The 25,194-nt window shown below is 37.2% G+C and carries 26 protein-coding genes; 7 read left to right on the forward strand and 19 right to left on the reverse strand.

Annotation, left to right across the window (positions count from 1 at the left end):
- Positions 1-53: 53 nt before the first annotated feature.
- Positions 54-647, reverse strand: a complete 594-nt coding sequence (locus AB6N04_RS06760; RefSeq protein WP_369311125.1) for a TetR/AcrR family transcriptional regulator — start codon at positions 645-647, stop codon at positions 54-56.
- Positions 648-773: 126 nt separating this feature from the next.
- Here AB6N04_RS06760 and AB6N04_RS06765 point away from each other — a divergent pair, with 126 nt between their 5' ends.
- A complete protein-coding gene (locus AB6N04_RS06765) occupies positions 774-1,193 on the forward strand; it encodes a hypothetical protein (protein WP_369311126.1) in 420 nt (139 codons plus the stop codon).
- Between the two features lie 55 nt (positions 1,194-1,248).
- Here the strand turns inward: AB6N04_RS06765 and AB6N04_RS06770 are convergent, their stop codons facing one another.
- Entirely contained in the window at positions 1,249-1,710 is a 462-nt protein-coding gene (locus AB6N04_RS06770) for an Lrp/AsnC family transcriptional regulator (RefSeq protein ID WP_369312019.1), read from the reverse strand.
- 199 nt (positions 1,711-1,909) lie between these two features.
- On the opposite strand from AB6N04_RS06770, the gene dpaL reads away from it, so the two are divergent.
- From dpaL to AB6N04_RS06790, 4 genes are all read left to right on the forward strand, one after another.
- Positions 1,910-3,112, forward strand: coding sequence for a diaminopropionate ammonia-lyase (dpaL, locus tag AB6N04_RS06775; protein ID WP_369311127.1), 1,203 nt, complete (start codon positions 1,910-1,912; stop codon positions 3,110-3,112).
- Between the two features lie 102 nt (positions 3,113-3,214).
- Positions 3,215-4,603, forward strand: a complete 1,389-nt coding sequence (locus AB6N04_RS06780) for an alanine/glycine:cation symporter family protein (protein ID WP_369311128.1) — start codon at positions 3,215-3,217, stop codon at positions 4,601-4,603.
- Between the two features lie 26 nt (positions 4,604-4,629).
- The gene (locus AB6N04_RS06785) at positions 4,630-5,880 is read left to right on the forward strand and encodes a Zn-dependent hydrolase (protein WP_369311129.1); all 1,251 of its coding nucleotides are present in this window, start codon (positions 4,630-4,632) and stop codon (positions 5,878-5,880) included.
- Between the two features lies 1 nt (position 5,881).
- A complete protein-coding gene (locus AB6N04_RS06790; protein WP_369311130.1) occupies positions 5,882-7,045 on the forward strand; it encodes a M20 aminoacylase family protein in 1,164 nt (387 codons plus the stop codon).
- A gap of 67 nt (positions 7,046-7,112) precedes the next feature.
- Here the strand turns inward: AB6N04_RS06790 and AB6N04_RS06795 are convergent, their stop codons facing one another.
- The 12 genes from AB6N04_RS06795 to AB6N04_RS06850 all read right to left on the reverse strand — a co-directional run bounded on the left by AB6N04_RS06795 (position 7,113) and on the right by AB6N04_RS06850 (position 19,106).
- Positions 7,113-7,748, reverse strand: coding sequence for a hypothetical protein (locus AB6N04_RS06795; protein WP_369311131.1), 636 nt, complete (start codon positions 7,746-7,748; stop codon positions 7,113-7,115).
- A gap of 433 nt (positions 7,749-8,181) precedes the next feature.
- Positions 8,182-9,015 carry an A24 family peptidase gene (locus tag AB6N04_RS06800; RefSeq protein WP_369311132.1) on the reverse strand — a complete coding sequence of 278 codons (834 nt, stop codon included), beginning with the start codon at positions 9,013-9,015 and terminating at the stop codon, positions 8,182-8,184.
- Between the two features lies 1 nt (position 9,016).
- On the reverse strand, positions 9,017-10,231 hold the full coding sequence (locus tag AB6N04_RS06805; RefSeq protein ID WP_369311133.1) for a hypothetical protein: 1,215 nt from the start codon (positions 10,229-10,231) through the stop codon (positions 9,017-9,019).
- Between the two features lie 13 nt (positions 10,232-10,244).
- Entirely contained in the window at positions 10,245-11,273 is a 1,029-nt protein-coding gene (locus tag AB6N04_RS06810; protein WP_369311134.1) for a type II secretion system F family protein, read from the reverse strand.
- Positions 11,257-12,630, reverse strand: coding sequence for an ATPase, T2SS/T4P/T4SS family (locus tag AB6N04_RS06815; RefSeq protein ID WP_369312021.1), 1,374 nt, complete (start codon positions 12,628-12,630; stop codon positions 11,257-11,259). Before AB6N04_RS06815 ends, AB6N04_RS06810 begins: the two co-directional genes overlap by 17 nt.
- A 172-nt stretch (positions 12,631-12,802) precedes the next feature.
- Positions 12,803-13,321: a hypothetical protein gene (locus AB6N04_RS06820; protein ID WP_369311135.1), complete on the reverse strand. Its 519-nt coding sequence runs from the start codon at positions 13,319-13,321 to the stop codon at positions 12,803-12,805.
- A complete protein-coding gene (locus AB6N04_RS06825) occupies positions 13,309-14,130 on the reverse strand; it encodes a hypothetical protein (protein ID WP_369311136.1) in 822 nt (273 codons plus the stop codon). Before AB6N04_RS06825 ends, AB6N04_RS06820 begins: the two co-directional genes overlap by 13 nt.
- A gap of 10 nt (positions 14,131-14,140) precedes the next feature.
- Entirely contained in the window at positions 14,141-14,683 is a 543-nt protein-coding gene (locus tag AB6N04_RS06830) for a hypothetical protein (protein WP_369311137.1), read from the reverse strand.
- A 3-nt stretch (positions 14,684-14,686) separates the two neighbouring features.
- Positions 14,687-16,165: a type II and III secretion system protein gene (locus AB6N04_RS06835; protein WP_369311138.1), complete on the reverse strand. Its 1,479-nt coding sequence runs from the start codon at positions 16,163-16,165 to the stop codon at positions 14,687-14,689.
- Positions 16,166-16,176: 11 nt separating this feature from the next.
- Positions 16,177-16,620, reverse strand: a complete 444-nt coding sequence (locus AB6N04_RS06840) for a TcpQ domain-containing protein (protein ID WP_369311139.1) — start codon at positions 16,618-16,620, stop codon at positions 16,177-16,179.
- A 28-nt stretch (positions 16,621-16,648) separates the two neighbouring features.
- Positions 16,649-18,295: a type II secretion system protein gene (locus tag AB6N04_RS06845; protein WP_369311140.1), complete on the reverse strand. Its 1,647-nt coding sequence runs from the start codon at positions 18,293-18,295 to the stop codon at positions 16,649-16,651.
- A 64-nt stretch (positions 18,296-18,359) separates the two neighbouring features.
- A complete protein-coding gene (locus AB6N04_RS06850) occupies positions 18,360-19,106 on the reverse strand; it encodes a type IV pilus major pilin (protein ID WP_369311141.1) in 747 nt (248 codons plus the stop codon).
- Positions 19,107-19,705: 599 nt separating this feature from the next.
- Between AB6N04_RS06850 and AB6N04_RS06855 the strand changes: the two genes are divergently transcribed.
- Positions 19,706-19,957: a hypothetical protein gene (locus AB6N04_RS06855; RefSeq protein WP_369311142.1), complete on the forward strand. Its 252-nt coding sequence runs from the start codon at positions 19,706-19,708 to the stop codon at positions 19,955-19,957.
- A gap of 124 nt (positions 19,958-20,081) precedes the next feature.
- On the opposite strand, the gene AB6N04_RS06860 is transcribed toward AB6N04_RS06855, so the two are convergent.
- Complete coding sequence (locus AB6N04_RS06860) at positions 20,082-20,345, reverse strand: DUF3811 domain-containing protein (protein WP_369311143.1); 264 nt, start codon at positions 20,343-20,345, stop codon at positions 20,082-20,084.
- A gap of 186 nt (positions 20,346-20,531) precedes the next feature.
- Here AB6N04_RS06860 and mnmH point away from each other — a divergent pair, with 186 nt between their 5' ends.
- A complete protein-coding gene (gene mnmH, locus AB6N04_RS06865; protein ID WP_369312023.1) occupies positions 20,532-21,629 on the forward strand; it encodes a tRNA 2-selenouridine(34) synthase MnmH in 1,098 nt (365 codons plus the stop codon).
- A 64-nt stretch (positions 21,630-21,693) separates the two neighbouring features.
- On the opposite strand, the gene AB6N04_RS06870 is transcribed toward mnmH, so the two are convergent.
- The 4 genes from AB6N04_RS06870 to alkB form a co-directional block, all read right to left on the reverse strand.
- Positions 21,694-22,338 (reverse strand): LysE family transporter, encoded by a 645-nt coding sequence (locus AB6N04_RS06870; RefSeq protein WP_369311144.1) that lies wholly within the window; start codon positions 22,336-22,338, stop codon positions 21,694-21,696.
- Positions 22,339-22,452: 114 nt separating this feature from the next.
- Positions 22,453-22,914, reverse strand: coding sequence for a YaiI/YqxD family protein (locus tag AB6N04_RS06875; protein WP_369311145.1), 462 nt, complete (start codon positions 22,912-22,914; stop codon positions 22,453-22,455).
- Positions 22,915-23,165: 251 nt separating this feature from the next.
- Positions 23,166-24,191, reverse strand: coding sequence for a low specificity L-threonine aldolase (locus AB6N04_RS06880; protein WP_369311146.1), 1,026 nt, complete (start codon positions 24,189-24,191; stop codon positions 23,166-23,168).
- A 295-nt stretch (positions 24,192-24,486) separates the two neighbouring features.
- Positions 24,487-25,128 (reverse strand): DNA oxidative demethylase AlkB, encoded by a 642-nt coding sequence (alkB, locus tag AB6N04_RS06885; protein WP_369312025.1) that lies wholly within the window; start codon positions 25,126-25,128, stop codon positions 24,487-24,489.
- Between the last annotated feature and the right edge of the window lie 66 nt (positions 25,129-25,194).

Here is a 25,194-nt window from a genome sequence, read left to right on the forward strand (position 1 = left end):
TCCTATATTAGACCGGTCGACTAGTTATTGGAGAAATAAAAATGCCAATCAAATCATGGCACTTGCAATACCGTTTTAACATGTTCCAATGCTTTTTCTAATGGAACTGTACTACGTGTAATTTTTGATTGTAGATTGGCTCCCAACCAAAGTGCATAGAAGACTTGCGCATTGGATAAAGGCTCACCAGTGAAGCAAAGGGATTTTTCTTGGCGACCTTTTTCTAGGGTATCGGCAAGTAAACTAATAATTTGCCGTACGCCATCATCCATCGCTTTGTTCATATCTTCAGATAAATCACACACCTCAGCAGACAGTTTTACTGTAAGGCAACCATTAATATGGCTACGTTGGCAAACTTGTGGCAGCATTTCGCCATAATACGCGAAGAAACGATCAGCATAATTCCCCGCGCCTTGTTCGAAGTGCGTTGTCAGTCGTTGCAAATAATCTGCGTAATAACGCTCTAACATCGCAACACCAAACGCCTCTTTGGAGCGAAAATAGTGATAGAACGATCCTTTAGGCACTTGTGCGGTTTTTAACAGCTCACTAAGCCCCATCCTCGTAAAACCGAGATGTAAACAAAGTCGCTCACCTGTGGCTAAAAGATGTTCGCGTGTATCATGTTCAGTATGTTTGTTCATGGCATTACTGTAATGGACCGACTGGTCTAGTACAAGTTATTTTTTGATCGATAGCACAAAAATAACATATTCAGGTAACGAAAGTTCAGGCAAGATCAACCATAACTTGCTGAAGTGGGAACAAATATGTCGAGCGCAACTGAAAAACAAAATGATAACGCGTTTAAGCACCTCTTTAACGAAAAACTGTTGCTGCAACTCGCTGAACTTATTGGTCTTGAATACCCTGAATTTAAAGGGGAAGCTCTGCATCATTTGACCCATGAGTTCCCTCAACTTGAAATGAAAGCCCGTGTTCGTGCAATCCGCGATGTATTGATAAAACAATTACCGGCAGATTACCCTGTTGCACTTAACATCATTGTCTCAGTGCTTGAACAAAATAGCTTACAGGGATTTGCCGTTTGGCCATTTGCCGAGTTTATTCAATCACAAGGCTTAGCGTATCCTGAAATATCCTTACTTGCCTTAAAATTGCTCACCACTTATTTAACCGCATCATTGATTGGTGTTGAGTTATCCTCCACACTACGGTTAATAAGCTAAATTTCCTAGTAGAACACTCTGATAAACAGACAGTTAGTGAATTTTACTTATCAAATTAGTTCAGAATAACGGTTAATTCTTGTTTGGCATTTTGCATAGACACAATCGTTCTAAAACTTTGAATGTTTTCTGAATTGAAAAAAAGCTCATGGGTGAGTCGTTCATACTCTTCCATATCCGCAACATTAATAATCAATAAAAAATCAAAATCCCCTGTCACATAGTAAACCTGCTGGACTTGTGGGCACTGAGTGAAATTCTTTTTTAGTTTTTCTAACAAGTCTAAACGCTCGTTAATTAAACTCACCTGCGTAATGATGGTAATTGGTCGCCCGACCTTATGTGCATTCACAATAGTCACACTGTTTTTGATGATCCCTGCTTTCTCCATTGCTGCAATACGCCGATTAATCGCAGATGCCGACAAACTAATTTCAGACGACAACTCTCGTTGCGAAATTCTATTATCTCTTTGTAATATAGATAAAATTTTTTTATCAAATGCATCTAGCTTCATCATTACCCTCTTTCATTAGCAGGAAAGAATGCAACATTGTTGCGTATTTTTTCAATATTAACGTGATTTTTGCGTTTTGCCTGCAAAAACAAGTCAATTATTAGCGCTGGTTATCAATATGATTAATGCATCATTAATTGGGATGGTCATGATTATTGCCATAAAGCGATTGTATTGTGTTAATTAACAAGGACTTTTTATGTTAGAGAAAATTGCCTATCAATTTAATTTACAAAAAAAATCACGCCAACAAGCTGCGGATTTGTCGTTTCTAAATCAACTTGTCGGAGATGAAGTTAGGCATTTCCATAGTAAGTTTCACGATTACCAGCCAACACCACTTAGGGAATTGCGCCACTTAAGCCATACACTTGGATTAGGTGCTATCCACGTTAAAGATGAATCAAAACGCTTTGGTTTAAATGCCTTCAAAGGGCTTGGCGGCTCGTACGCCATTGGTAAGTTTTTAGCGAAAAAATTAAATCGAGACATCAATACATTAAGTTTTGAAATGCTGTCGTCACCTGAGATAAAAGCACGAATTGGCGATATCACTTTTGTGACTGCGACGGATGGCAACCATGGTCGTGGCGTGGCGTGGGCCACAGAACAGTTAGGAATGAAAGCAGTTGTTTATATGCCAAAGGGATCTTCACAAATCCGAGCACAAAACATCCGCAATCATGGGGCCGAGTGCACTATCACCGAATTAAACTATGATGACACCGTGCAACTCGCTAGCCAAATGGCTGAGCAAAACGGCTGGATTTTACTGCAAGATACGGCATGGGATGGATATGAAGAAATCCCAACATGGATCATGCAAGGTTATATGACTCTTGCTTTAGAAGCTGTTGAACAATTAAAACAGCCACCAACACACCTTATTTTGCAAGCGGGAGTTGGTTCATTTGCTGCCGCTATCATGGGCTATTTTGTTGAGTTAATGAAAGACAATCCGCCGATTTTAATGGTTGTTGAACCTCATAAAGCAAATTGCCTCTATCAATCTGCCGTTGCCAACGACACCTTACCACACAGTGTCGGCGGCGCAATGGATACCGTTATGGCTGGTTTAGCCTGTGGCGTGCCAAATACCATCAGTTGGCCGGTGTTACGTGACTATAGTGATATTTTCATCTCTGCACACGATAGCCTTGCCGCAAACGGTGTTCGCATTGCTGCGGCACCTCGCCCTGATACGGATACGCCTTTTATTTCAGGGGAATCAGGTGCAATTGGTCTTGGTCTCTTATACGAACTAATGAAAAACCCAACTCATCATGTTTTGCGCCAACAACTCAAACTTGATGACCACTCACGCATATTACTCATCAGCACTGAAGGAGATACTTCACCAGATATTTACGAAGACATTGTTTGGTTAGGCAGAAATGAATAATTAAAAAACAGGCCGCATTGTTGTTATCTATTACCCTACTCTATTGATGCAACGCATCGAGGTAACGGCAGTGCAGGTAATAAACACTGTAAGAGGCGAACCATGGAATTTTTACAATCAATAAATAATATCTTCTGGGGATGGCTCGTTGCCGGTTTGCTATTAGGCACAGGCATTTTTTTTGCTTTTCGATTTTCCTTTCCTCAAATCCGTTACTTTACTCAGCTATTTAATGTTTTTACAAACAAAAAGAAATCTACGGATGGGAAAAGTGTCTCTGGTTTCGGTGCGCTTTGTGCTGCATTAAGCAGCCAAGTCGGTACAGGGAGTTTAGTCGGTGTAGCCACTGCGTTAGCATCCGGGGGACCCGGTGCGATTTTTTGGATGTGGGTTACCGCTATTTTAGGGATGGGGATCAGCTTTAGTGAGGCTATTTTAGCGATTTTATTTCGTGAAAGTAATGGTGATGGAACCTACCGAGGGGGGCCTGCTTATTATATTTCAAAAGGCCTTAATTGTAAGCCATTAGCCATTGCTTTCTCGATCAGCATGATCATCGGAATGGGCTTTTTCTACACCATGGTACAAGGCAACTCTGTCATTTTAGCCACAACAGGTGTTATTGATGTTCACCCTGCTTTGGTTGGTCTTATCTTAGTGTTGTTGGTTTCCATTATTATCTTTGGTGGCGTAAAACGGATCAGCGATTTTGCCTCTTTCTTTGTCCCTTTTTTATCTATTGGCTATATCCTGCTATCACTTTTTATCATTGCTCTGAATGTCACTGAGTTGCCAGCTATTTTAGCGCTCATTATTAAATCTGCGTTTAATTTTGACTCGGCGGCAGGTGGTGCAGCAGGCTATACCATCTATATGGCTTTTCGATATGGTGTTGCGCGCGGCTTGTTCTCCAATGACGCAGGTAATGGGACAACGCCGAGTATGCACGCCACCGCTACGGTAAACCATCCGGTGACACAAGGATTCACCGCCATGTTCGGCACCTTTTTTACCACGATTATCGTCTGTAGCTGCACCGCATTTACCATTTTACTAACAGGCGCACTGGGTAGTGGACACACAGGGGTTGAGCTCACTCAACACGCTTTCACATTAGGCGTCGGTGATTGGGGGAAACATGTGGTGTTTGTGGCGATGGTGTTATTCGGTTTTAAATCTGTCATTGCAGATATTTATTACGGTGAAGTGAATCTACGTTGGATTGTTGATAATAAAATGGTAACGCAATTCTATCGCTTACTGTGCTGTGCTTTAGTGGTATTTTGCGGAATGATCCCCGTTTCCACAATTTGGGAACTGGTTGATTTTGCAGCAGCTATGCTGATTATTTTCAACGTGCCAGCTCTCTTACTCCTTTCAAAGTATGTCATTTTTGTCTTACGAGACTACATACAGCAAAAAAATAACGGCATCAGCGATCCTCTGTGGGATTACACAAACGATGTCAAAATTCGAATTAAAAATAAATAATTAAAGATTAAAAACAAGGAGTTAAAATGAAAGATAAACTCTGCATCAATTCAGAGCGCCTGATGAGTTCTCTGTTTGAACTCGGAAAACTCGGTGCATTACCTGAAGGGGGATGTTGCCGTATCGCAGGTACCCCACAAGATAAGCTCGGTCGAGATTTCGTCGTCGCCAAAATGCAATCTTTAGACCTGCAAATCCGAATAGATGAAATTGGCAATGTAACAGGAATTTATCCAGGTCTTCATGATTTACCTCCTGTCATGATGGGATCTCATATTGATACCGTAGGAACTGGCGGACTATATGATGGCAATTACGGTGTATTAGCGGGGCTTGAAGTCATTAATAGCTTAAAAGATGCCAATATTCGACCTTATCGTCCAATTGCAGTTACTTTTTTTACTAATGAAGAAGGTGTGCGTTTTCAACCTGATATGATGGGAAGTGTTGTTTTTGCTGAGCAGTTTCCACTAAAAGATGCCCTAGCAGCAAAAGATCTTAACGGTATCAGTGTAGAACAAGCTTTACTTGATATGGGTTATAAAGGCGAAGCAAAAATTGGCAGCTTCCCTGTTGATAGCTATTTTGAACTGCATATCGAGCAAGGTCCTATCCTAGATAAAGAAAAAATAAATATTGGCGTCGTCACGGGGGTTCAAGGCATTTCATGGACCGAATACGTGATTGAAGGCGTTTCAAATCATGCAGGTACGACACCAATGTCAATGCGCCATGATGCAGGTCTTGTCGCCTTAAAAATGGGGACATTTGCGAGGGAAATAACCGAAACGCTTGGCGGGAACCAAGTCGCAACCGTCGGTTTTATATCTTTCAAACCAAACCTGATCAATGTGATCCCTAACCATGCAACACTCACTATCGACCTGCGTAACACCGATAATAACCAACTCATAAAAGCGGAAAAAATGATGCAAGACTACGCACAGAAAGTGGCCGCAGAAGAAGGTGTTTTACTTAGTAGCCGTACATTAGCCCGTTTTGACCCGGTCATTTTCTCCAATACGATAATTGATGCAATTGAAAATGAAGTGAAGCGGCAAAACCTGAGCTATCGCAAAATGCCAAGTGGTGCAGGACATGATGCACAGTTTATGGCAAGCATCTGCCCTTCCGGCATGATATTCGTCCCTTGCGCCGGAGGAATAAGCCATAACATCAACGAGTTTAGTGAGCCTGAAGATTTAGTTCGTGGCGCCAATATTCTCCTCAATGTCGTTTTACAAAGAGCCCAATCTCCCTATTCAAAGGACAAATAAAATGGATAAAAATCAATTAAAACAACAAATGATCGAATGGCGTCATCATTTACATCAACATCCAGAAAGTGCATTTGAAGAAGCAAATACCGCGGATTTTGTTGCTGAACAACTAACAAAAATGGGGTTAGAAGTTCATCGGAATATAGGTAAAACAGGTTTAGTCGCCCTATTAAAATGTGGTGATGGTAAGGATGTGATCGGCTTACGTGCGGATATGGATTGTATTCAATTAACGGAGAAAACAGGTCTACCTTATGCTTCAAAGACCCCTAATAGGATGCATGCGTGCGGTCATGATGGACACACCTCAGTAATGTTAGGTACCGCACGACTCTTAGCGGAACGGAAAAATTTTAATGGCACTGTCTGTTTTGTTTTTCAGCCCGCAGAAGAACCCGGTTGGGGCGCGAAAGCGATGATTGATGATGGCGTGATTGAACGTTTCAACATCAAGGAGATTTACGGCATGCACAATATGCCGGGGATCAAACAAGGACAAATTGCCACCCGTGTTGGTGGGATCATGGGAAGCGAAGATAATTTTGTAATTCGAATCAAAGGCTTTGGTAGCCATGCATCACGCCCTCATATGGGGAAAGATCCGCTTGTCATTGCCGCAGAAATTATCCTCTGTTTACAAACTATCGTATCACGTAATATCGACCCGAGTATTCCTATCGTCATTTCCTGCACCGAAATTCACACCGACGGTATTCGTAATGCTATCCCTACTCATGTTGAAATTAAAGGAGACACGCGCAGTTATGATCCTCAAGCGCAAAAATTAATTGAAACGCGTATGCGTTCAATTTGCGAACATATTTGCGCAATGCATGATGCTGAATGTGAGTTTGAATACACCCATGAATTCGCCCCAACCGTTAATTGGGCTGAATGTGTCGATGTGGCTATTAAAGCGGCGAATAATACAGTCGGGGCCCAAAATGTGGATGCTAATGTACAAGCTATGATGACTTCAGAGGATTTTGGGGCATTCTTACAAAAAATCCCCGGTTGTTTTGTCTTTATCGGTAATGGTAATGAGGAAGATGGTGTTGGCCACGTTCCTCTGCATAATGCCTTGTATAATTTTAACGATGATATTTTATTAGTTGGTGCCGAGTTCTTCGCTGAGATAATTCGTTTACAACTGCCTAAATAAATAACTATTCTCAACCTTTCACTTAATTGTGAAAGGTTGAGGTTACTTCTGCTTTATTTTATGTTTGTCACCAAGAAACCCATTCATTTGTCACCTTGCATTGCACAATAGCCCTTGGCGAGTTTTCGGTATAAAAATTTTTTTTTGCCGAAGACACCAATGCATCTAAATTTTCAGGTTCAAGGGCTCCTTGCCATAAGTCAACCACAGTCGATCCCAACTTAAATTCATTTCGCCAATCCACTTTATCTCCGCTTCTATAATCATTAGTAGAGACCAAGGTAATGGTGTGATTATAATCAGGCAACTGTATGGTATAAGTTGAAAACCCATACTTAGGCGCTATCTCACAAATTTCTACCGCAGATAAACTGGCCATTTCGGCACACTGCCCTGGTTGACCATGAGTGGCCCTCACTCTTGCCGCTAATTCAAAAACGAAACGATTATCAAAAGGTGCATCTGACAAAGTTAAGTCAAACTTTCTCGCTGTATCGACTCTACGTTGTCGTATACTTTGATGGTTTTCATCGTAATTATACTGCGTCAGACCATTTTGATTATGCGTGGGACGATCACAAATAGTGACATCTAGTCTAATAGGCTGTAGCTTCTGTGCTATTTCACTCCTCAACTGAAGTTGATCTAAAACGCTTTCATGTTGCACATTACAGCTCAATATTTCCTTTATTCGACTCAACATAAAATCTCTTTTCTCTAACAAAACTATTCTTAATTAGGTTAAGTAGAACAAATTAAACAAATATCTCCTTTCAATTATGTGTAATGTTTTACATAAATGATCTTATAGGTCGACATATTTTATTGTTTGGATATTCCCCTAGTTATTGGTAAATTAATTTATAAGGAATTTTGATAATAATACAGGAGAGAAATGGAAATAAAAAAATAGGGAGTAAAGCAACAACTCCCCTAAATAGCGAATCATGAAAATGAAAGTAAATACTACTTACCCAAAAAATATAACCTAATAACTTAAATCAGACAACAGTTAAATTTAAATTATTATCATAACCTTGCATTTAATTGAGTCATTCTATAATGGCACATGTAAAACATATTAAATTAATATTAAATAAATAAGCATAGGAATCATTCAACAAAAAATAGTCTTATCAGTAAATAATTTGCTGATATAAATATAAAAGCATAATGCTTATACAGATTGCTGGGCCAAATGGCACATGATATTTATCATCGATATCATAATAAATGGCGTATTCCCCCCTATCTGGCTTATAATGATAATATCTCATGGCTAGATATATCCCGCCACCAATTAAAGAAGAAAATAAAATTAACCAATGTAACTGTGATATCCCAACAAAAGTTGCGCCCGCCGCAAATAATTTTGCATCACCATCTCCAATTCCTTCTTTGCCTGTCATCCGTTGAAACAATATCATAATGCATTTGATCAGCATCCATATCATGATGCAACCCAAAACAGCTTGTAATGGGGAGACCGAAGTCCACTTCATAACAGCGCTTAGTAACCCTAACCAAATTAAAAAATAATTTAACTCATCAGGAATAATAAACCATTTTAAGTCGATAAATATGATCGCATAGCAAACTGTGAAAATACCTAAGAAAACGAATAATGTGCTTATTTCCTTATCTGACGAATAACAGAAAAAAAACAAACCGAATACCAAACCAAAAACCAATTCTGATATTGGATATATCTTAGGTATCGAACAACCACAATGTCGACATTGCCCTTTTAACAGTAACCAACTAAGTACTGGAATGTTATCTCGCTTATATACTTTACTCTCACAAACTGGGCAGTGAGAGGATGGGAAACTCAAGGATAGAGTTTCCGCTTCCCCTCGGGTGAATATCATAATAGGTAATCGATATATAACGACATTAATAAAACTACCAATACAACAGCCAATAATCATAGCCAGTATACTGTAAAAGTGATGAATAAATTGTTCCATATTAATCACAAGTCTTTAATACCGAGCCGTTCTTTTTATACTCATCATAATCTATATACACATTATTATACGCATTTATACTTCCACGAAAATAGGTTACTCTATATTTCCCGCCATGCCCCATATGGAAATCAATATCTTTGGCGTCAATATTGGCATAAATAAAATCTAATTTTTTAAGATTCATATCATATTCACTTAATTTTTGATTACCAGCAGCAGAAACTAATTCACCAAAGCTTAGATTTCCATTTCGAAATGCATCCCGCTCCCTTAAAAACTGCGCAGAGTAAAGTTCGCTTGTTGCAAGCTCTCTAATGACAGGACTACGGTTCCATTTCATATCCAAAGTGTATGTTTCTCCTAACGTTATACTGCTATGTACACTGACGTTACCATGCGCTTGTTGACCAGTCTCTTCATCTCTTTCATAAGAGGTTCCCCACTTACTATTGCCTTTCCCAGAATAAGTGACTTTTTTTAATTCTAATATAGGTGGTGTTGCTGTCTTCGGATTATAGCCAGCTTTCGCTTCCCAAATAAATGTAACTTCGCCAGGGGGTAGGCCTTCATACCCTGGTGGTATTTTAGGTTGTTCTAAATCTTTAATCTGTATAGTTAAGGTTTTTATCGAGCGACTTGGGAGCCAAATAATATCATCTGGCCGGCGTATTACCTCCTTAGTCTTAGTGCCTGCCATTTGTCCTTTCGGCTTATATGTTGCCGTATATCTTCCTTGTTCTTTTGTATAAACAATTTGGCTATAGTAAGGTTCAAACTTACGTTTCTGATGCGTCTTAGTTGGCAGGCCTATCCCAGCATCTGCGACTGACATATTGGGATATTCTCTCGCACTCATAGGCAAAGGAGATACTGGCATAACATCTTTTGATTGCCCAAATGTCGGTTTTTGGCCATTTGGCTTATAAACAGTATCCATTGAGAAAAAACTCGATGATTTTATTGGTATCCCCCTTTCCTTTTCAGACCAATAATCCGCCGTAACTTTAATTTCCAGTCGATTACTATACTTTGATCCCGACCCAAAATCACGTAACGTAGCAATGAAAATAGGCAATGGGGTCGAAGTATTAGCGCACGCAGATAACAGTGGACTAGAACTAGAGCCTTCGACATAACTAATTCCCTGTGTCGGAGCAGCTAAAACGACTGAGGGGGATAATAATAGTGCTGCACAGTATATTTTTTTCATCATAATTAACTTACCTTTACATTTGAGACATTTTTGATAATTGATCTGAAAGCGAAAACAGTGCAATAAAAACCCAAATGACACATCCTCCGAGAATTAATGTTGAAAACGACTTTAATAACCCAGCTAATTTATCCATCTTGTCATTAATATTATCTTTTGATTTTTCAGATACTGAAGTTAATACTTCATGAAACGACGGCAAAGCAGAATACAAACTTATATTTAGTAACTCATCAATATTGAGCAGCCCGGTATTCAATGCTTCTCCATAATTCATACCTTTAGCCATATTGTTCTGCATAATACGAATGTGGCTTTTCAACCAACGATTTGTATTCAAATTTAAAATGGTTAATGCATCATGAATTGGAATTCTATTTTTTAACATGCCAGATAGGCTATTTAAAACAATAGATGCATTCAATTGCTTAAAGGTAGAAAATGGTATTATTTTATCAACGATATTATCCCTAATAGTCCCTGTCAGGTTAGCCATAACAATTCTAGTAGCTATGGAAAATAATATAATTGCGATGAGTATATAAACCCATAAACCATGATATAACGCTAATCCAAATTCGTATAGTGAGCTTGTTACTGCAGGCCAGCGATTTACCGGTAATACTTTTTCGAAAGCAGGAAAAACCTTTATTGAGTAACCCGCTATGACGACCATTGATAAAGCAATCATAATGAGAGGGAAAGTAATTGCCTTAATAATTTTCGACATTAATTGGTCTTTGTATTTTATTATTTCAACGATACTGGTAAAACCATTAGCTAACGCTCCACTTTTTTCGGCAGAATAAATTAAGCTGAGTTCGTTTTTGGGAACCATACCATCAAAAACAGAAGCAATAGATTCTTTGTTTGCCATTTTATCCAATAGGTAATTTAATTTTTTAACAAAACCTTTACCTATAACAGAAGCCCCTTCTTTTTTTAGCTTTATAATTGAATCATAGAGTGGAAGATTGGAATTAATCATATCGGCACAAAATTGATATAAATATACCCGTTGCGACTTACTGAATTTTTTCAAAAATTACCTCCATATCTTCTGATGGGACAACGCCAAATTCATGTGTAAACCAGTGATAGCAAACTTTATTTTCAATAACGAGCAGCATTGTTTTTTCTTTTATTTGAAACCCTTCGCCTATTCCTTTACCTATAAATCGTTTTTTCCGCCAATACATATAAGCCTCTAGCCAATTACTTTTTGCCATCGCTGAAAGCTCATCTATTGATGGAAGCATATATTCAACAACCAATTTCCGCCCTGCTATCCCTGTAAATTTGCAATGTTGACAACCGTGGCTATTTAAAGTTGAAACCTCCATTTGCCGCTGGCCAAACATCGCGACCTCTGGTTTTTTACAGTGAGGGCATAATATAGGCATGAGTTTTTGGCATTGTAGCCCCGCAATAAAACCTGGTGTACAAAGCTTATCGCCTGTAATACCCAGAGCAGATAATCGTTGTAATAACGTTACAATGCTCCCTGCATGAACCGTCGTAAAACAATAATGACCACTTTCAACCGCGCCAGATAATGCATTTGCCGAAATTTGGTCACGTATTTCACCAATCATCAGCACATCAGGATCTCGGCGTAAGGCAGACTTTATGGCAGAATGAAAACCGCCACCATCAACATCAAGTACTGAACTTTGTTTTGTCCCGTAGATGTAATATTCAACGGGGTCTTCAACTGTCAAAAAACACCCTTTATTGTTATAGCGATTAATTTGCAACCACTCAATGACTGTCTTTAATGTTGTTGACTTACCTGAACCCGTCGTACCTGCAATAAAATAAGCGCCATACGGATTACTCAAAATTGTTTTTATATCTTCAATTTCAACGGGTGATAACCCTGTATTCTCCAACCTAGGATTAGGGTTAGTATCCATAGTCGCAGGAATAATCCTTAATACACAGTGATAACAGTCACTGGTTTCTCCAAATATCGGGAAATGAGCATAACGAAACCGGTATTTTTTCCCTTTTAAGTCATAGAGAATATTAGCACTTTGAGGCTGTTGCCTATTCCATGTGGTTTCTTTCGTTGTTGCCTCAACGTTATACAAAACAAAGACAAGTTCATCACAACTGGCCGATGTTAATTGTGAATATAAAATTAAAGAACCGTTAACCCTAAATTCAATTTTAGAAATAACATCCCCACGGGTAATGTGTAAATCACTTGCTCCTGTGTCTACTGCCACCTGCAACAAACTTTCTAGCTCTTTTTGAACTTCACTCGTTTCATATAAAAGGTTATTGTTATTAGATTGAGTTGCTTTCTCAATAATTTGATAATATTGAGCTTCTGTACTTAACATAAACCCAGATATATTTTTTTTATAAACTGACCTTGCATAATGAAGATCCATATAGACAGAAGCCAGTTTATCTATTTCAAACTTATTGATGATCAAATATTTCTTTTGGTTGTAGTCAACCGTAATTAACTTCTTTTCAAGTAACTCAAACCGGCATTTCTCCAATGCCTTTAGCCCATGCTCAATACTGTTTAATTCAATGAAATTAATAGGTTGTCCCATTTCACTCAACAACTCTATATTGGTTATTCTTTAGCACTACGCGATAGCGCATCCCATTCATTCTAAAAGGTGTGTTTTCAGTAACAAAAGAAACAGCATTATTTTCGCTATTCATTACCCCAATTTTTTTAACGCCAGCAACATGAGAAACCATAACGACCTTAGGTTTTTCTGCTGCTCGAATAGGGGCATCCATCAGTTCAGTAATTTTCTGATCGTAAGCGTCATTTTCTGGCTCATCATTCACTTTTTGTTCTGGCATTGAAGACTCATTCAGCAGTGCATTGACTTCCTGTAACTCTTTTTTTAATTTTGCTAAGGTGATCTGATTTTCAATGTTCAATTTTTCAGATTCAAACTTGAGATTATTTTGCATCAAATTGATTATATTTTTTTGTTCGACAGATATGACTTCTGCCTCTTCTTGTGGATTTTCTATTGTTTCTGTTTGCGTATCATCAGCATAGGCAAATTGCGTGCTCATCATCAACGCTAAAATAGAAAACATTATCTTTTGCATGCAAAAACTCCTGTTACTTTAATATTGTTGGTGCTTAGTTTTTCTATCGATTTGAAAACATAAGAATCAAGATAAGGCTGTTTATCAAGTGAATACTTGACTTCTAATGGATTCGCACTAAGCACCATTTCAAATTTTGAAAAAAGTAATTGGTGACTATCTGCAAAATCCCTGTATTTATTTTCTAAGTTAGCAACGGATGAAGATGGTAACTCATTCAATTTTATTTTATCTTCCTCTTTGCTTTTCGATGAGTTATAAGCATATATGTAGTTTATATAGTCATTACAATATGGAATAAATGAGTTATTAGGTCTGTTAATAATTTTGTCTTCTAATGCCTTATCTGCATATTTCAACGCTAAACCAGAAAAATCTATACTATCTGAGCTAATTATGCCCTCGTAACTTTGATTAAAAAATACTTTATCTTGAACATTGAAAATGGCACCTTTTTTTAATTTATAAGAAAAATCACAGCTATCTTCATTGCAAGTAAAGATATCCTCAGTAAACCCGCTGTAAGTAAATATATAGCTACTGCTCAAGATCTGCCCTAATATAGTAATAAGGTCTTGGTATTGATAGCCATGGAATTGAGTTGAATAAAAATTTCTTATTTTATTTTTTTCATTTATGATGGTTTGTTGTTGTTTTCTCTCTAACTCCTCTTTTTCGGATTTTTTACTGTGCAAATAATAAGCTATTCCAGATGTGATAATAACGAATACAGTTAATATGCTAATAACCAATATATGCTTACTTTTTATCAAGCCATGTTCACGCCAGCCAGAAAGAATGTCTTTCATACTAATAACCTTAATATAAGGATAGAATATATATAACAATAAAAAAAAGAACTATACCAAACGCAATTGCCAGAGATAACTTCATTAGTTTATTTTTGTATTTTCTTTCCTGATTTAAATACTCTTCATATATTGTGCTAAATATCTCATCAGTAATAACCGTTACATCTAGTGAACGATATACTGAAGATTCCTTATGACTTAGAATATAGTTAAGCATACTTTCACTAATTATTGTATCTATGGGTGATATTACACTGTCATCTTTGATACAAATTAAGTAATAATTTATGACATCTCCATCAATAATCGGTGCATAGAAAAAACCATCACCATACAGCTCCTTTATGTAAAGTGCTAAAGTCTCATGTAATTTAACATGCTTTGGAAGTAGCACCTCCTTCATACCATGCTGTGTTTTGTAACGTATTTTTTTATATTTTTTCTTTTTTGATTCTAACCAGAAAAGATGTCGATGTTCGATAACTTGGCTTGGGTCAATCCATATCGCATTGATAGCAAGATTACTCTTTAACAATTCAGTTAATGTCATAGCTTACTCATTAATTGAAAAATAGTTATCTATTCCTACAATCATAATAACCGTTGTATTAGAGTCACGACTCTCTAGAAGCCCAGAAAGTATCCCTAATTTATCTTCATCGGATTCATTACTTTCATCATATTTACCCACAATGAGTAGATCTCCAGGTTTAATTACTGAAGTATTAAACATTTCTGTTGTGGTATAGTTTGGCAACTGAACATTGTCATATTTTTCAATATTAATTAAATTTTTCCGTGTAAAGCCACTCGCAACTTCAATTTTACCGTCAGAAAGTGCTCGAGGTGTAATAATGAAGCTGCTTCCCGTCACGATTTTGTCTGTGGTTATTTGGCTCTCTGTAATATCCATATTACTACTTTTAGTCGCCGTCCTTCCTGAAATATAGTGCTGTGTTCTTGTCAGGTTTAGTGGGATGGGCGTATTATTACGAGTGATAAACGAACCACTTTGCAGGATCTTACTACCTGTTAGATTATAAACAGCATCAAGTTGCGCAGCTAAACGGAACTTAGCATCTTCACCACCATGAAAATTTGAATTTGCATTAAGCTTCCCAGTTAGGTTTGTTAATAACCCTTGATTGAATCCAATTTGAGTTCCGCCACTATTATAGGAAAAACCCAGTTCCGCTTCTAAATTTTTAGATTTTGTTTTATCTAACAAGTAAATTTTGTAACTAACAACAAATTGACGACTGTTAGCCTGCTTGTATTGCTCTAAAACTCTACTAAGGTGATTATATTCCGATTGTCGACCAACAAAGGTTAAAATAGATGAATCTTGAAAAATATTATAAACCCCTGAAGATACATATTTTTCCATCATATCTTTGACATCGTCCCAAAAAGTAGATTTAAAGGATGTTCCTGAATTTCCTTTCAAACCACTGGAAGATACCGCTTCATTACCTGATATATCTAAACTTGCTTCATAACTACTATCTGCTCCATAGTAATCTAAATTAATGGCATAATTTGTGTATAAATTTAACTCAAGCAGATTACTTTTATTAAGTTGAATATTCACATCATACAAGTTAGATAAATAACTAATAAACTCTTTTAAATCACCATTAAAATTAATTGCATATGCTGTATTTTTTAGTATATCCTCACCCGATACTGTATCATTTTGCGATTCTACAGGTAAACTTGTGTTAATTTTATAGGTTATCTCCATCTGTTCATTTAACATTTCAAGCACAGTGTAAATGTTTATGGGAGAATAGCTGTTTATACTTATTTCCTTATCAAGCAATTTCTTTTGCTGCCGATCATAGCTAACTTCTTGCCCTAAGTATGAAGTATCTAACGACAAAAATGACTCTTGCTTACTATTGTCTATGTCTTGAAGTTCAGGTATTTTATCAAACAACTCTTTATCATTATACTTATCTTCAAAAAAGCTTGTACAACCTTGAAGTAATACAGGCAATAAAATAAGGGCTAATCTATTCAATTTCATCATATTTCAACTTATTAGTTATCAATTACAAGAACATTGTTTTTTTCATAAAATTTAAGGTAGAAACCTGCTTTTTGGTAAGAGAGTTGTTTACCTAACTTTTCTAAAACTTGGATCTTATCTTTTCCATTAATTTTAATTTCGTTAAAAATAACAATGTCTTTTTTGCTATTCCATATAAAATCAATGCCGTTAAATTTTGCCCAATCTTCAATACTTTGACTGAGTAATTCATTCTTTTTTAGGATTAATTGATTAATATTATCCATTTCAGCTTTGATCCCTTCTTGTTCAACGCCGATATTTAAATGTTGTTGATCAGGTTGGGATGCATCAGGCAATACCTTGATTTCTTTCATTGGTTTTAAGTTACCCCATTCTTGTTGCTCCATTGCTGTATTAGCCAATGAGGGTAGAGCCATGCTACATAATAGAATAGTGATGGTTTTATATTTCATTAATTTTAATACCTTATGATTATTCGAGCTACGGCGCGACTCCATAATCTCCTTTAATTGAGCTACACCATTCAACCGCCATTATTGATAATGATTTTGGGTTAACATAAGTACTACTATCAGCTTTGCTTGGATCGTTAACACCCAATGAGGCACTAATAACCCATGTTAGTTTCATTGGTGTATTGGCTGTTCCTGGGGCAGTTCCTATTCTAGGTTGTAATACTACCCCACTGGATATTCCTGTATTTTTAATTGCTTTGCCTCTGGTATGATATTCTTTGCTTAAATCAATATCTAAGCCGCCTTTGTTCTCATCAAAAATGACTGGCATCATTGATGAAACTGCCAGTGTTATTCTTGGCCATAACCTAACATTACCAACTACAGGACATAATTTTCTAGGAATAACAATCGTACCTTTTTCTTTTTCATCGTCGCCTTGATATTCCTCCTTAACGATCATCCCTTTCTCATTACCTGTAAAATTATGGTAACTCACTTCTGGAACTGTCCGATATTCCTTAACTAATTTACCACCTTCGTAGTGACTGTCCTCAATAACAACATTTGCTACTATAGTTGCCGACTTTTCATTCCCTTTATCATCATTCTTTGTTAACATAAAATTGCTATCGTCAAGATACTGAAAATTTGCATCAATATTTATATTTTGTTGTTTTCTGAGTTCTAAACAGACTCCTTCCTTATTATTTTGCAGATCCCAACATAATGCTGGCTTTTTATTATCCTTGTCTACATCACCGCTAGTTAGTACTAATTTATTTTTATCATCATTTTTAGTTGATAAACAAGGACCATATTGTGTTGTTTTGGTATTCCAACATAATTTATCAGCATGTACTGATCCATCAGATTTAAGATACTTCCCTGCTTTTATGTTAAAACTAAAACGAATTCCGTAGTCCAAATTATTATTGAAAGCGTCTATATTTGAAACTAAATTACCAAAGTCAATATTCTTATTATTGTTTTTCGCTAATTTCCAGTGATTATTTTTATTGCTTTTTTCTTTAGTTACAATATCTGCTTGATTTAAGTAAAGATATTTATCCTTAAATGATTGCATAAAATTACTGTAAAAACTGTCCAGATATAAACGATCTTCTTCCGATTCTGGATGATATAAAACAATAAAATCAGCTCGTTCAATAGTTTTCTTTTTTTGATCACCGACAAGATCAACTCGCTCTATAGAAAGCATCGGATTTTCACTAATTATCGGGTCTAGTTTACATTTTAGGAATTCTTTTTTCAGAAATAATCCAAGAGAGCTTCCTTGGCAGCTTTCATCTATAAAAAACTTTCTATGACTATTGTTCCCTTCCGGCCAATTAAAATACATCTCGTTATAAGTGAGTTCATCTTCTATTTTATAGTTATCTACACGATAACCATATTCTGGAATCTTGTTATCTATTTGAAATAATGGATTGTATTTTAAGCTGCCATCAGGTAATTCCAGCTCATCATTATTGATAAAATCAATAAACCGATACATCTCATCTACTATTGCATCTGATATCTGTTGACGATGGTTATTTTCAATTTTGTTAATAATAAACCGGCTTAATGGGATCATAATAACACCAATGAGCCCAAGCACGACAATGATTTCAAGTAATGAATAACCAGCTATTCTATTATTTCTCATATTTTGTCTCTCGAACCTCCCTAATTATAGGGAGGTTCTTTAGCAAGTTATTATTGCTTATGAATTAACGGCTACCTAAAATAACTGAGTTTTCAGGGCTGTCGATACATACAAGAGCTACTTTGTCTGGTGTAATGTTGACATTACCAGTCGAATTTAATGAACGCAAAATAGCATCTGATGTTGCTTCACCGCCTTCACCTGTAGGGGCAACGGACATATCTACAGCACTTGTCACCTTGTATGTTCCTGCTGGAGCAGTTGTGACAGATACATAATCCCACTGATTACCGACCTGTGAAATAATATTACGGCACTGATCTTGGTTTAACCCATTTATCTCAACGACAAAGCCTTTAAGTCCAGTATCAGTTTGGCCTGCTGCTGTTTTCGCACCACCAATATTGACAAAGTCATTCGAAATACCGTTACGCGCTTCATCAATCGATAATTTACCTAATTGAACAAGACGTGCTACGGCTTCTTTTGCCTCTCCCGTCTTCCTGATGTTATCGACGGTATATCCACTCGCGGCACCTGTTGATACTGGGTATCCAGAAGCGCGCTGATAAGCATCTTTCATTGCAACACGAATGGTGTTGGTATTGCTAACAACATCAGATACTGCACGGCTATCAAAGGCACGTTGTGCCAGTACTACAACCCCCGCAGCAATTGTCCCAATAATACCAAGAACAATGATAATTTCTAATAATGTCATTCCTCTTTGTTTTTTGGCTTCATGGTGTTTACGGACTTTTTGTAGCAGTTTCATTTTTAAATTTTGTGTCTGTTGATAGACTTTAAACATAGGTATTCCTCAAGAATTTAATCTGATTTGATTTATTTTATTTATTTCAAACTTTACATTACACGTTACAACTATAATAACTAAACTAATAACTCTATTGACTAATTAAGTTCCTTATAACTTCCTTTCGTTGAAGTAATTATTAATTTAAATTATTTTCCAGTCAACACGGTTTTATTATTGTAATTATTTTTCACGTAAACAAATCGTAATTATCATTAACTTTATTTTAATATTTCATACAACGACTATATCGCACACATATATATTTAATACATCAGCCGTATGTATTACCTCGCCAATTAGGATTATTCCTAATGTTATTTTTAATTAAAGAAACATTCTCTTACATTATTTATTCTAAATCACTCATTGCAACCATATACAAATAAGTAATATTAATATATTTTACACTATATTCGACTAAATACCCTTATTTGGGGTAATAAATGCTTGTCAAATACAATTTATTAAGCTTACTTGAAGTTGTAAGCAAAATTGTAAGCTAGAATTTAGTCGAACTACTACTTTTACTAATTAATATCGCTATAGCTATACTAAGGTTTGTAGGCAAATAGCACTGATATGAGATTATAAATATGGCATACTCTAAATTAGCATTTACTGGCACATCGTTTACATCTAACCATGAATCCACACTTACTTCTAAAAAAGAGAGAGCAATTAAACCTGATTTAAAAAAAGCAAAGTTAATACAAGTTCCAATGATATATATTGATGCGTTTGAAAATATCAAAAGTGAAGGCTACACATCGTTATCATTCTCTTCTTATCTTATAGAGGCATTGAAGGAAAAAATTATTTGTGATGTTTCTCGATTAGATTCATAAGCTATATTGACTTACAGAGTATAACATAAAAAGATCGCGTATCTCATATTTAATGAAATACGCGATTTTTTTTATTCTTCAATTACAATAACAATTAAACTAAATAAGTTACAGTTCTTTTAATTTAACGATAGCCTCGACGATGATTTGCTGATGACCAACTGTATGTTGTATCACTAGGTGCTAATTTATCTTTTTTTTGCTGAGCCCTTAGTTTCTTTGCTTCTTTATCCACTTCTTTGGATATTTCAGAAATAATTTCCTTTTTGACTTTAGCTTGTTCAGCATTGGTTAATTCACGCTCTAGCTTTTTACGTTCTTGCGCCAACCGTGTTCGAACGCGGTTTTTTTGTGTTTCTGTCATTTCTTGGATAGTTAACATTTTCATTGACCGCCCCTTACTCATGTTTCATTACCATAATTCAATATATCACCACTGATAACCCTATAACATAAAAAACTGAGCTTCTTTGCAATATCATCACCTTAATTGATTTAGCATTGGCTGCAAAAATGCAGAATTAAGCGTATAGTGTTGCCCATTGCCTACTTAAATGAACCTATTGTCATCATTATGGAATTAATCCCTTCACATCAAAATATTTGCCAGATACTTATTTCTGACACGCCCCTCATCGATGTTCGTGCCCCCATAGAATTTCAGCAAGGGGCAATGCCCACAGCGATAAATCTCCCATTGATGAATAATGAAGAACGCGCCGCAGTGGGTACTTGTTATAAGCAACATGGATCACATAAAGCCGTTGAACTTGGTCATCAATTAGTGAGTGGTGAAATAAAAGCGAGTCGGATTGCTGCCTGGCAAGCGGCATGCCAGCAATTTCCAAATGGCTTTATTTGTTGTGCCCGTGGTGGCATGCGTTCTCATATTGTACAAGCATGGCTCAAAGAAAGCGGTATTGACTACCCGTTAATTAGCGGAGGATATAAGGCTCTTCGGCAAACAACCATTGATGCCATTAATCAGTTATCCCAACGCCCAACTATTTTAATTGGTGGATGTACAGGAAACGGCAAAACAGCGCTTGTCCACAACCTAGCGAATGGTATTGATTTAGAGGGGCTAGCCCACCACCGCGGTTCTTCGTTTGGACGTACATTGCAAGAACAATTTCCTCAGGCGACCTTCGAAAATCATCTCGCGATCGAAATGCTGAAAAAAGCCCCAAACCATACGCGCTGGGTTCTGGAGGATGAGGGCCGAACCATTGGGACCAACAGCCTTCCTGTCACATTACGGGCTCAAATGGAAAAAGCCACTATCGCCGTGATTGATGACCCTTTTGAGTTGCGTCTTGAACGGCTTAAACATGAATATTTTGACCAAATGACCGATAACTTTATTGGCGCATATGGTGAAGAGATGGGATGGCATCACTACAGTGAATACTTGCACCACGGTTTATTTGCTATTCGCAAGCGCTTAGGATCTCGTCGTGCCTCAGAACTCACGGCGCTATTAGATGCCGCTTTAGTTCATCAACGCGCTACGGGTGAAACTCGAGCACATTTTTCATGGTTGTGCCCATTACTGAATGAATATTATGACCCTATGTACCGCTATCAACTGAGTCATAAACAAAACCGTATTGTTTTTCAGGGGACTTATCAAGAGGTTGAACAATGGCTAAATACGGTTAATCAATGTTAAAAAGTCCATCTGTAAAGTCAGCGAAAAAAGCAGCCGTATTGATAAAAGTAAAGTCAAATACCCGTTATTTTTTAATGACTAATTCTGTAACACCTTGATAGATAAGCCTTGTTGACAATGTGCCTAATATTAACCCGACGACTTTCCCCACGACTTTATGTATTCGTGAGTAGGTTCTTCTGACGGATAAAAGAGAAAATGTTTGGCAAAGAATAATTCGCCATATCAATGAAGCTAACACTATGCCTAGCCAGATCACTAATTTTGTCCATAAGGGCGTCGAAGGGGAAATTGTGGTTGAGAAAATACTCATAAAAAACAGCACAGTTTGCGGGTTTGACAGATCGGAAATTAAGCCACGCCGAAAATATACACCTTTCGGAAACCGCTCCGTGATATTTTCCGTGGATAAATTAAGTTGAGTTTTATTTTTAAAAACACTAATCGCGTAATAAAGTAAATATAATCCACCCACTATTTTCATTAACGCAAACAAAGCCCCAAATTCAGACATTAAGGTCACAAGCCCAAATAAGCCTAATCCTGAATATATCGCATTCCCTAAAACAACCCCATAACCGCAGGTCAGCCCAGCCTTTTTCCCTGAGCTGAGTGTCGTTTGTACAACGATAAATAAATTTGCACCTGGATTAAAAAACGTCAATATAAATAAAAATAGAGTGATAATTATGCTGTGTAACGGATCCATAATTTTGTCTGCGAAAATTTAGGGTTTTCCATTATAAGCACGAAATTATCAGCAACTCTATTTAAAAATGCCGATTTACTGCGCAGGATCAGGGTGATTATTCGATATTAGAGGCTATTGACTTAATGTTTTTTTCCGTTGCAACAGCCATTTGTCTAATTCATTCGCAAATTGCTGACGATCTCGCTGATTTAAACTTGCAGGGCCGCCAGTTTGCACACCACTTGCTCGCATGGTATCCATAAAATCACGAATATTCAGACGCTCTCGAATGGTAGCATTGCTGTAACGCTCACCTCGAGGGTTTAATGCAGCAGCGCCCTTTTCCATGACCTCTGCAGCAAGAGGAATATCCGCCGTGATCACTAAATCCCCATTTTGCGCACGGCGAACGATTTCGTTATCCGCAACATCAAAACCAGCGGAAACTTGCAATGTCTTTAAAAAACGCGATGGCGGAACCGATAAGCGTTGGTTGGCAACAAATGTAATTTGCACATTTTCTCTATCTGCTGCACGGTATAAAACCTCTTTGATAACTTTAGGACACGCATCCGCATCAACCCATATTTCCATTATTTTATCCAAAAAATTAGCGATATATTATGGGTATATCATAACATGATAATAGCTAGAAAAAGTACCGAAGTGATTTGAGGAGAGTTTGATTACAAGTTACATCAACCAAGCTTACTATTGATAATATTAACAATTAATCTGAATAGATATAGTGATAATACAGGCTGATTAAGCAAGGTAATATCCGAGAAATTGGAAAAATTAGAGTATTGCCCACAAATCAATGCGAGCAATTTTTTGCAAAAAAATCAGATTAATGAATTGAATGTTTGCTTCAGTTTTTCAATATCTTGCTCGGTTGTTGACCAAGATGTACAAAAACGTAAACACGTGGTATCTGCCGTTGGCTGGCAAATCTTACTAACTACATAGTGACTTAATATTTTATCACTTAAAGCGTTAGGTAGGATCACAAACACTTGGTTTGACTCGACTGGCGCTAAAAAGCCGAAACCCTTTTCAATAAACACGTCCGCAAGTTGGCTAGCAGCACGGTTAATTTGCTGCCCTAATTGAAAATAAAGGTCATTATTAAATAGCGCTTCAAACTGCGCTGCTAATAACCACCCTTTAGCTTGTAGACCGCCTTTTTGCTTAATGCTGTAACGAAAATCTGATTTTACCGCCGAGTTTAAGATAACTAAGATTTCCCCTGTAAACGCGCCAATTTTTGTTCCGCCGATATAAAAAACATCCGTTAACTGCGCGATGTCTTCAATTGTTAAATCACTGAATGAGGACATTAACCCAGATGCTAAACGTGCTCCGTCCATAAATAACAGTAACCCATTAGCATCACAAATTTCACGCAACGCGACTAATTCTGCTTTGCGATATACAGTGCCGATTTCAGTGGAGTTGCTGATATAGACCACTTTAGGTTGAACCGAATGTTCATCAGGATGTTCAGATAATACTTTTTGAATATGGGCTGGAGTCAGTTTACCCGATGCAGATGCAACCGTAATCACTTTATGGCCAGATGCTTCAATTGCCCCCGTTTCATGCGTATCAATATGACCACCCACAACCGAGATCACCCCTTGATGAGGACGTAAAATATGGGCGAGGGTCGTTAAATTGGTGATCGTTCCTCCATTAAAGAAATGAATATCCGCACTAGGCTGCCCAATACGACGTTTAATTTGCTCTGCCACTTGCTTGCACAGGTTATCTGTGCCGTAACCCGTAAAACGTTTCCCGGTTAAATCATTCAATGCTTTCATCACTTCAGGATGCGCAATTTCATTATAATCATTGGTAAAGCTGTACATTAATTCACCTTCCCGTACCCTGTCATATAAATTCTCAGGCAGTAGTTATAGGTGTATCCCTTTCTTTATTCAATACTATTTTTTCTTCATCTAGATACTTTTTAGGCTAATTAATTTTTTATTATCTAAAATTTCATTCCCTCGTTATTAAGTTTTTATTTAACACAAACAGCTTAGATTTATCTCAGCCATGTCACCAAAATATGCATAAAATAGATCATCACATTCGTGATGCCATTTAATCATTTTTTTACTATTCAAGGAGCGAAATTAGCGCATGTTAGCTAACAAGTGATTATTGTGAACGACGAAATGTCAGGTTAAAACGATATGGCCCCAGTCGTGGGTGTTCTCCTGCTTTTATCGCGCGAATACCGTGATAATTTAAACGCGATTTCCCCCCCCAAACCAGAACATCCCCATGCTCCAGTGTAAGCCCTATTTTAGCCGCTTCACGTGTGGCACCGCCAAAATCAAACACCGCGGGTAATCCCAGTGAAAATGACACAATAGGTTGTGAAAAATCAACTTCATCTTTATCTTGATGCAGGGATAGTTTAGTCCCAATTGCGTAGCGATTAATCAGACACGCATCGGGTTCAAAATTCAAAAAACCTGCCCTTTCTGCTGCTTGTTGGGCTAGGTCGCGAAAGATTGTCGGCATGGGTTGCCATGGCTTATTTGTGACAGGGTCACTTTTAACGTAACGATACCCTTTTTTATCAGTCACCCACCCCCAGTCACCACAATTACTCATCGCAACTGACATTCGATACCCACCGGGTGTTTCCATATTTCGCAATGGTGTCAGTGAAAGAATGTCAGTTAAGGATTGTATTAACCCATCACTTTGCCCCAACAAAAAACCCTTTAAGAGGTATGCATCAGGTGCAATTTCAATGGTGTTTTCATCATCAGAAAATAGCATAGGCAACATTACACTCATTAATTTCGGCTGCGATTGTGCATAATACGCGGTCTAAAGTCATTTTACCGCGCTTTA

Origin of the sequence: Providencia rettgeri (assembly GCF_041075285.1) — a bacterium.
Lineage (GTDB): Bacteria > Pseudomonadota > Gammaproteobacteria > Enterobacterales > Enterobacteriaceae > Providencia > Providencia rettgeri_G.

Coding starts and splice junctions, on each gene's coding strand:
- mnmH (WP_369312023.1), top strand. CDS start 20,532: ATGGAATTAATCCCTTCACATCAAAATATTTGCCAGATACTTATTTCT.
- AB6N04_RS06825 (WP_369311136.1), bottom strand. CDS start 14,130: ATGAAAGACATTCTTTCTGGCTGGCGTGAACATGGCTTGATAAAAAGT.
- AB6N04_RS06850 (WP_369311141.1), bottom strand. CDS start 19,106: ATGTTTAAAGTCTATCAACAGACACAAAATTTAAAAATGAAACTGCTA.
- AB6N04_RS06765 (WP_369311126.1), top strand. CDS start 774: ATGTCGAGCGCAACTGAAAAACAAAATGATAACGCGTTTAAGCACCTC.
- AB6N04_RS06820 (WP_369311135.1), bottom strand. CDS start 13,321: ATGCAAAAGATAATGTTTTCTATTTTAGCGTTGATGATGAGCACGCAA.
- alkB (WP_369312025.1), bottom strand. CDS start 25,128: ATGTTGCCTATGCTATTTTCTGATGATGAAAACACCATTGAAATTGCA.
- AB6N04_RS06785 (WP_369311129.1), top strand. CDS start 4,630: ATGAAAGATAAACTCTGCATCAATTCAGAGCGCCTGATGAGTTCTCTG.
- AB6N04_RS06795 (WP_369311131.1), bottom strand. CDS start 7,748: ATGTTGAGTCGAATAAAGGAAATATTGAGCTGTAATGTGCAACATGAA.
- AB6N04_RS06845 (WP_369311140.1), bottom strand. CDS start 18,295: ATGAGAAATAATAGAATAGCTGGTTATTCATTACTTGAAATCATTGTC.
- AB6N04_RS06880 (WP_369311146.1), bottom strand. CDS start 24,191: ATGTACAGCTTTACCAATGATTATAATGAAATTGCGCATCCTGAAGTG.
- dpaL (WP_369311127.1), top strand. CDS start 1,910: ATGTTAGAGAAAATTGCCTATCAATTTAATTTACAAAAAAAATCACGC.
- AB6N04_RS06760 (WP_369311125.1), bottom strand. CDS start 647: ATGAACAAACATACTGAACATGATACACGCGAACATCTTTTAGCCACA.
- AB6N04_RS06830 (WP_369311137.1), bottom strand. CDS start 14,683: ATGACATTAACTGAATTGTTAAAGAGTAATCTTGCTATCAATGCGATA.
- AB6N04_RS06860 (WP_369311143.1), bottom strand. CDS start 20,345: ATGAAAATGTTAACTATCCAAGAAATGACAGAAACACAAAAAAACCGC.
- AB6N04_RS06805 (WP_369311133.1), bottom strand. CDS start 10,231: ATGATGAAAAAAATATACTGTGCAGCACTATTATTATCCCCCTCAGTC.
- AB6N04_RS06800 (WP_369311132.1), bottom strand. CDS start 9,015: ATGGAACAATTTATTCATCACTTTTACAGTATACTGGCTATGATTATT.
- AB6N04_RS06780 (WP_369311128.1), top strand. CDS start 3,215: ATGGAATTTTTACAATCAATAAATAATATCTTCTGGGGATGGCTCGTT.
- AB6N04_RS06840 (WP_369311139.1), bottom strand. CDS start 16,620: ATGAAATATAAAACCATCACTATTCTATTATGTAGCATGGCTCTACCC.
- AB6N04_RS06815 (WP_369312021.1), bottom strand. CDS start 12,630: ATGGATCTTCATTATGCAAGGTCAGTTTATAAAAAAAATATATCTGGG.
- AB6N04_RS06875 (WP_369311145.1), bottom strand. CDS start 22,914: ATGGAAATATGGGTTGATGCGGATGCGTGTCCTAAAGTTATCAAAGAG.
- AB6N04_RS06770 (WP_369312019.1), bottom strand. CDS start 1,710: ATGAAGCTAGATGCATTTGATAAAAAAATTTTATCTATATTACAAAGA.
- AB6N04_RS06835 (WP_369311138.1), bottom strand. CDS start 16,165: ATGATGAAATTGAATAGATTAGCCCTTATTTTATTGCCTGTATTACTT.
- AB6N04_RS06855 (WP_369311142.1), top strand. CDS start 19,706: ATGGCATACTCTAAATTAGCATTTACTGGCACATCGTTTACATCTAAC.
- AB6N04_RS06870 (WP_369311144.1), bottom strand. CDS start 22,338: ATGGATCCGTTACACAGCATAATTATCACTCTATTTTTATTTATATTG.
- AB6N04_RS06790 (WP_369311130.1), top strand. CDS start 5,882: ATGGATAAAAATCAATTAAAACAACAAATGATCGAATGGCGTCATCAT.